At 70.5% G+C, this 5,110-nt stretch carries 5 protein-coding genes; 2 read left to right on the top strand and 3 right to left on the bottom strand.

The features are described 5' to 3' along the window. Nucleotides 1-17 precede the first annotated feature (17 nt). A complete protein-coding gene (locus I71_RS28745) occupies nt 18-317 on the bottom strand; it encodes a hypothetical protein (protein ID WP_042702367.1) in 300 nt (99 codons plus the stop codon). A gap of 306 nt (nt 318-623) precedes the next feature. Between I71_RS28745 and I71_RS28740 the strand changes: the two genes are divergently transcribed. Further along, entirely contained in the window at nt 624-1,880 is a 1,257-nt protein-coding gene (locus I71_RS28740; protein ID WP_042702363.1) for an allantoate amidohydrolase, read from the top strand. 13 nt (nt 1,881-1,893) lie between these two features. Beyond that, entirely contained in the window at nt 1,894-3,132 is a 1,239-nt protein-coding gene (locus I71_RS28735; RefSeq protein ID WP_042702359.1) for an ArgE/DapE family deacylase, read from the top strand. A gap of 11 nt (nt 3,133-3,143) precedes the next feature. Here the strand turns inward: I71_RS28735 and I71_RS28730 are convergent, their stop codons facing one another. Beyond that, on the bottom strand, nt 3,144-3,671 hold the full coding sequence (locus tag I71_RS28730) for a DUF2867 domain-containing protein (RefSeq protein ID WP_042702357.1): 528 nt from the start codon (nt 3,669-3,671) through the stop codon (nt 3,144-3,146). 92 nt (nt 3,672-3,763) lie between these two features. After that, on the bottom strand, nt 3,764-5,110 hold a 1,347-nt coding region (locus tag I71_RS28725; protein WP_244434115.1), incomplete at its 5' end, for a carboxylesterase.

The following is a 5,110-nucleotide window of genomic DNA, read 5'->3' as shown; positions in this document are numbered from 1 at the left end:
TCGGAGGGCGGCCTGCGCTATTGCAGCCGCCCTTTGTCGTTCCGGCCCTCCAGCCGGGCCAGCGCACGGTTCAGCAGCCAGGGCGGCAGCATCGCCACGGCCCCCTCCCGAACCGCACGCACCTCTTCGAGGTCGAGGCCGGTCGTGACCGCCAGCTGGTGGTCATCCAGGTCGCGGTCCTCCGCGAGCAGCGTGATCCATCCCGCCAGCGTGCGGGCCTGCGCCAGCTCGGTCCGGTCGTTCAACCACAGAACGGCATTCGGCCGGCCAATCGGTGTTGCGCTCTCAAACGGCATATCGGGATCGAACGACGTCATGGACGCACCTCCCATCAGCTGTTTCTTTCGCACTTGCAGCAAATACAGGAATTGTCGCGACGCTTTTCTCCAGCTTCATTTATGAAGTGCGCGGACATCTTCCAGAGGGTGGTAGGCATTATTCGGCACCCCCAACGATCTTTCCCCTGTCTTTTCGCACCGCGGCATTGCCCGATGTCGCGGACCGGGCGCCTTTCCGGATTTCTTTGAAACTGTCTTCGCCGGCCGGGGGCTAGGGCCGGGGCGAGGCTTCGGCGTATAACCGGTGCCATCGTCCTGTCTCCTCAGTGCATTCCGGAACCGCCGATGCCCGCTTCCCCGCTGCCCTATTCACCGCTGTCCGGGCCGGCCCTCCTCGACCGCATCGACGCGCTGGCGGCGATCAGCGCGGAGGAGGGGCGGCTGTCGCGCCTCTACCTGACGCCGGAACACCGCCGGGCCAATGATCTTGTCGCCGGCTGGATGCGCGCAGCCGGGATGAGCGTGCGCGAGGACGCAGTCGGCAACATCGTCGGCCGCTATGAGGGCGACCGGCCGGGCCTGCCGGTGCTGCTGATCGGCTCGCACCTCGACACCGTGCGCGATGCCGGGCGCTATGACGGCATGCTGGGGGTGCTGACCGGCATCGCCGTGGTCGCCGACCTGAATGCCCGCGGCCGGCGCCTGCCCTTCGCAATCGAGGTGATCGGCTTCGGCGACGAGGAGGGCACGCGCTTCCAATCGACCCTGATCGGCAGCCGCGCCATCGCCGGCACCTTCGATCCGGCGGTGCTGGAGACGCGTGATGCCGCCGGCACGCGGCTGGCAGACGCCATGAGTGACTTCGGGCTGGATCCCGCCGCCTGGGCCACTGCCGCCTATAAAGCGGACGACGTGCTGGCCTATGCCGAGCTGCACATCGAACAGGGGCCGGTGCTGGAGGCTCTCGGCCGCCCGGTCGGCATCGTCACCGCCATCGCCGGCGCCACCCGGCTCGCGGTGACGGTGGAGGGGATGGCCGGCCATGCCGGCACCGTGCCGATGACCCTGCGCCGCGACGCGCTGGCCGCAAGCGCCGAGATGATCCTGGCGGTGGAACAGCTCTGTTCCGGGCAGGAGCGGCTGGTCGGCACCGTCGGCCGGATCGAGGCGTCGCCCGGCGCCACCAACGTCATCGCCGGCAAGGTCCGCTTCACCATCGACCTGCGCGCCGACCGCGACGGGCTGCGGCTGGAGCGGGTCGGCGCTGTCCGTGCCCGGCTGGAGGCGATCGCCGACGCCCGCGGCGTCGCCATCGGCTTCGAGACGCTGCATGAAAGCCCGGCCGTCGCCTGCCACCCGGCGCTGATGGCGCAGTTCGCCGCAGCCGCTGCGGCGGAGGGGCTGGACGCACCGGAGCTGCCGAGCGGCGCCGGCCATGACGCGATGGCGGTGGCGGCGCTGACCGACATCGCCATGCTGTTCGTGCGCTGCGAACGCGGCATCTCGCACAATCCGGCCGAACGCATCACCGCCGCCGACGCCGAGGCCGGCGCCCGCGTGCTCGCCCGCTTCGTCGAAAACTTCCAGCCCGCAAACTCCTGACGGACCGCCTGCCATGACCGACCTGTCCCCCTCCCTCGCCGCCACGCTCGACGAGGCGGTGAATGCCCGCTTCGACGAGGAGGTCCGTTTCCTGGCGGAACTGGTGAAGGTGCCATCCGACAATCCGCCGGGCGACTGCGCCCCCCACGCCGTCCGCGCCGCCGAGCTGCTGGAGGCGATGGGCTTCGCGGTGGAGCGCCACCCGGTGCCGGCCGAGCTGGTGCGGGCCAACGGCATGATCAGCGCCACCAATCTGGTGATCCGCCACCGCTTCGGGGATGGCCCCACGGTGGCGCTGAACGCCCATGGCGACGTGGTGCCGCCGGGCGAGGGCTGGTCGAGCGACCCCTATGGCGCCGAGATCCGCGACGGGGTGATGTATGGCCGCGGTGTCGCGGTGTCGAAGTCGGACTTCGCCACCTATGCCTTCGCGCTGCGGGCGCTGATGGAGTCCAAGGCTGCGCTGAAGGGCACGGTCGAGCTGCATCTGACCTATGACGAGGAGGCCGGCGGCGAGATCGGGCCGAAATGGCTGCTCGACCAGGGCATTTCCAAGCCCGACTACGCGGTGTCGGCCAGCTTCGCCTATTCGGTGGTGACCGGGCACAATGGCTGCCTGCATCTGGAGGTGCAGGTCGACGGCAAGTCCGCCCACGCCGCCCGCCCCGACACCGGCCATGACGCGCTGGAGGCGGCGACCAGCATCCTCACCGCGCTCTATGCCCACCGGCCGGAGCTGGCGGCGCGCCGGTCGGGCGTCACCGGCATCACCCACCCGTCGCTGACGGTCGGGCTGATCCAGGGCGGCATCAACACCAACGTGGTGCCCGACCGCGTCACCTTTCGCCTCGACCGCCGCATGATCCCGGAAGAGAACCCGGCGGAGGTCGAGGCCGAGCTGCGCAGCCTGATCGACGGGGCCGCTGCGGGGCGGGACGGCATCCGCGTCTCCATCCGCCGCATCCTGCTGGCCCGCCCCTTCCGCTCCGTCGGCGATGCGCCGCGTCTGGCGGCGCTGTTCGCCGCCCAGGCGCAGGAGGTGCTGAGCGTGCCGGTCGGCCAGAACGGCATCCCGCTCTACACCGACGCCCGCCATTATTCGGAGGCCGGCATCCCCACCATCCTCTACGGCGCCGGCCCGCGCGACCTGCTGGAAGCCAACGGCCACCGCGCCGACGAGAAGCTGGTGCTGGAAGACCTGCGCAAAGCGACCCAGGTGGTGGCGCGGTCGCTGGCAGAGCTGTTGGCCTAGTCAGGGCACGATCACCCGGCCTTGCGGGCGAGATAACTGCGCAGCGAGGCCGGGACGATCATCTTATGCATCGGCTTGACCACCAGCATGTAGGTCCTGCCGAGCCGGTTCTTCTTCCTGACCATCGTGGTGACCGCCGCCCAATGGCGGTCACGGTCGGGCGGCAGCTTGCGCACCGACAGCCAGACGTCGAGGTGCCGGTCGCGGTCGCACACGACCGCCTCGTCCTCCAGCATCTCGACCAGCGTGAAGATGCCGATCCTGTCGCCCGGGCGATAGGAGCCGGGCGGCCTCGCCGGATCGACGGCGCCGAGCGCGCCGAGATCCTTCAGCCCGATCAGCCGGACGGACTTGTTCCGCAGCCACATCATCCACTCGATCCAGGCCGGGCTGGCGGCCAGCACGCCGATGAGCAGCTCCAGGGCGGACAGCCGAGGATCGGGCACCGGAAAGCGGTAGCAATCATGGAAATCCGCCGTCGACAAGCGCGGATACAGCGCGCAGTCGGCCGGGACCTCGGCAAGCTCGATCCGGTGCATCGGTACGGTCTCCACTGGGCGCGACAATCCCGCCGACGGTCCGCCGATGGCGGGGCTCGTGTCAATACGCCTTCCGCCCCGGATGAGCCGCCCTACCCCACCCGCTCGCCGGACGGCAGGCTTCCAGACGGCAAACCCAGCTCCCATCCCGTCGGTTCCGAACCGGCGGGTTCCATCTGTGCCGCGGCATCCAGGCTGGCCAGATGGCGGTCGATCAGCCGGTCCAGCCGGTCGCGCGCCTCCCAGACCGTCAGGCTGTGGTCGGAGCGGTCGAGATAGACCACCTCGATGCCGGGCAGGCCGGCCACGGCGCTGCCACCCTCGCCCAGATGCAGGTAGAACTCGGCCAGCGTCATGTCGCCGCTGCTGTAGACCACCAGAACCCGCCGGCCTTCCGCCGACAGGCGGCGGAACATGCGCAGCGCATGGCGGGTCAGGCCGGTGCGCAGAAGCAGCTTGCGGAAGAAGCGGCTGGCCAGCCGCTTGGCCAACCCGGTCACCCGCGCCGGCTTGCGGAAGCTGGCGCGCAGCCGGGCCGGCTTCAGCGCCTCCATCAGATACTCCCTGGTGGAGCGGAAGGCGACCGTCCGCATCAGCTCCGACACGGCGATGCCGCCGCCCAGCTCGAACCGGCCGGGATTCAGCACGATCTGGCCGACCACGCGGTCGTCGCCCAGGCCGGCATGCAGGGCGGGGGTGCCGCCGGCGCACAGGCCGATGACGACGACGCGCTCGTGCCCCTGCTCCTCCAGCCAGTTCAGCGCGGCGCGGACATCGCCGATCACCTCCTTGTTGTAGAGCAGATTGTCGGGAAAGCCCGTCCGGTCGGGGCTGTCGCCGATGCCGGCCGCGTCGATCCTGAGCGAGGTGTAGCCGCGCGCGGCCAGCCGCCGCGCCTGCACCACCGTGGCGCGGCCGGACCCGACATGATGGGTGGCGCCGCTGTTGAGGAACAGGATGGCGGGCCGGTTGCCGGCCGGATCGGCCAGGACCGGCGTGCAATAGACACCGAACAGCTCCGGCGCGGTGCCGAAGAAGATCGGCCGTTCGACCGCCGTCGTCATCATCAGCCCGGCGGGACGGTCCGGCGGCGGGGTCGCGCCGGTGGCGACGGGACCGGCGGCGATCCAGCGCAAGACCGGCTCCAGCACCGCGGCGGCCTGGGCGCCCTGGGGCTGCTGGATCAGCTCCATCACGCCGCTGACCCCCATCGGCTCCGCCACCGCACCCATGGCACGCCAGCGGCTCGCCAGTTTCACAGACGCCTTCGCCTCGGGCCGGTCGGCGATCAGGATGCGCGGAGCGGGCAGCACCGGCGCATCGCACGGGTCAAGTCCGCCCAGGGTCAGGGCGGTTTCCGGGGTCAGCGGCATGCCGATCACGTTCAGCCAGGAGGCGCGCTCCGGCGGCTCCGGGTATGCAGACCGGACGCAGCACCA

Source organism: Azospirillum sp. B506 (assembly GCF_000333595.1).
In the GTDB taxonomy this organism is placed as follows: Bacteria; Pseudomonadota; Alphaproteobacteria; order Azospirillales; family Azospirillaceae; genus Azospirillum.
Note: the sequence above shows the minus strand (reverse complement) of the source record. Positions and strands in the feature narration are given on the sequence as shown.

Coding starts and splice junctions, on each gene's coding strand:
- I71_RS28735 (WP_042702359.1), top strand. CDS start 1,894: ATGACCGACCTGTCCCCCTCCCTCGCCGCCACGCTCGACGAGGCGGTG.
- I71_RS28730 (WP_042702357.1), bottom strand. CDS start 3,671: ATGCACCGGATCGAGCTTGCCGAGGTCCCGGCCGACTGCGCGCTGTAT.
- I71_RS28745 (WP_042702367.1), bottom strand. CDS start 317: ATGACGTCGTTCGATCCCGATATGCCGTTTGAGAGCGCAACACCGATT.
- I71_RS28740 (WP_042702363.1), top strand. CDS start 624: ATGCCCGCTTCCCCGCTGCCCTATTCACCGCTGTCCGGGCCGGCCCTC.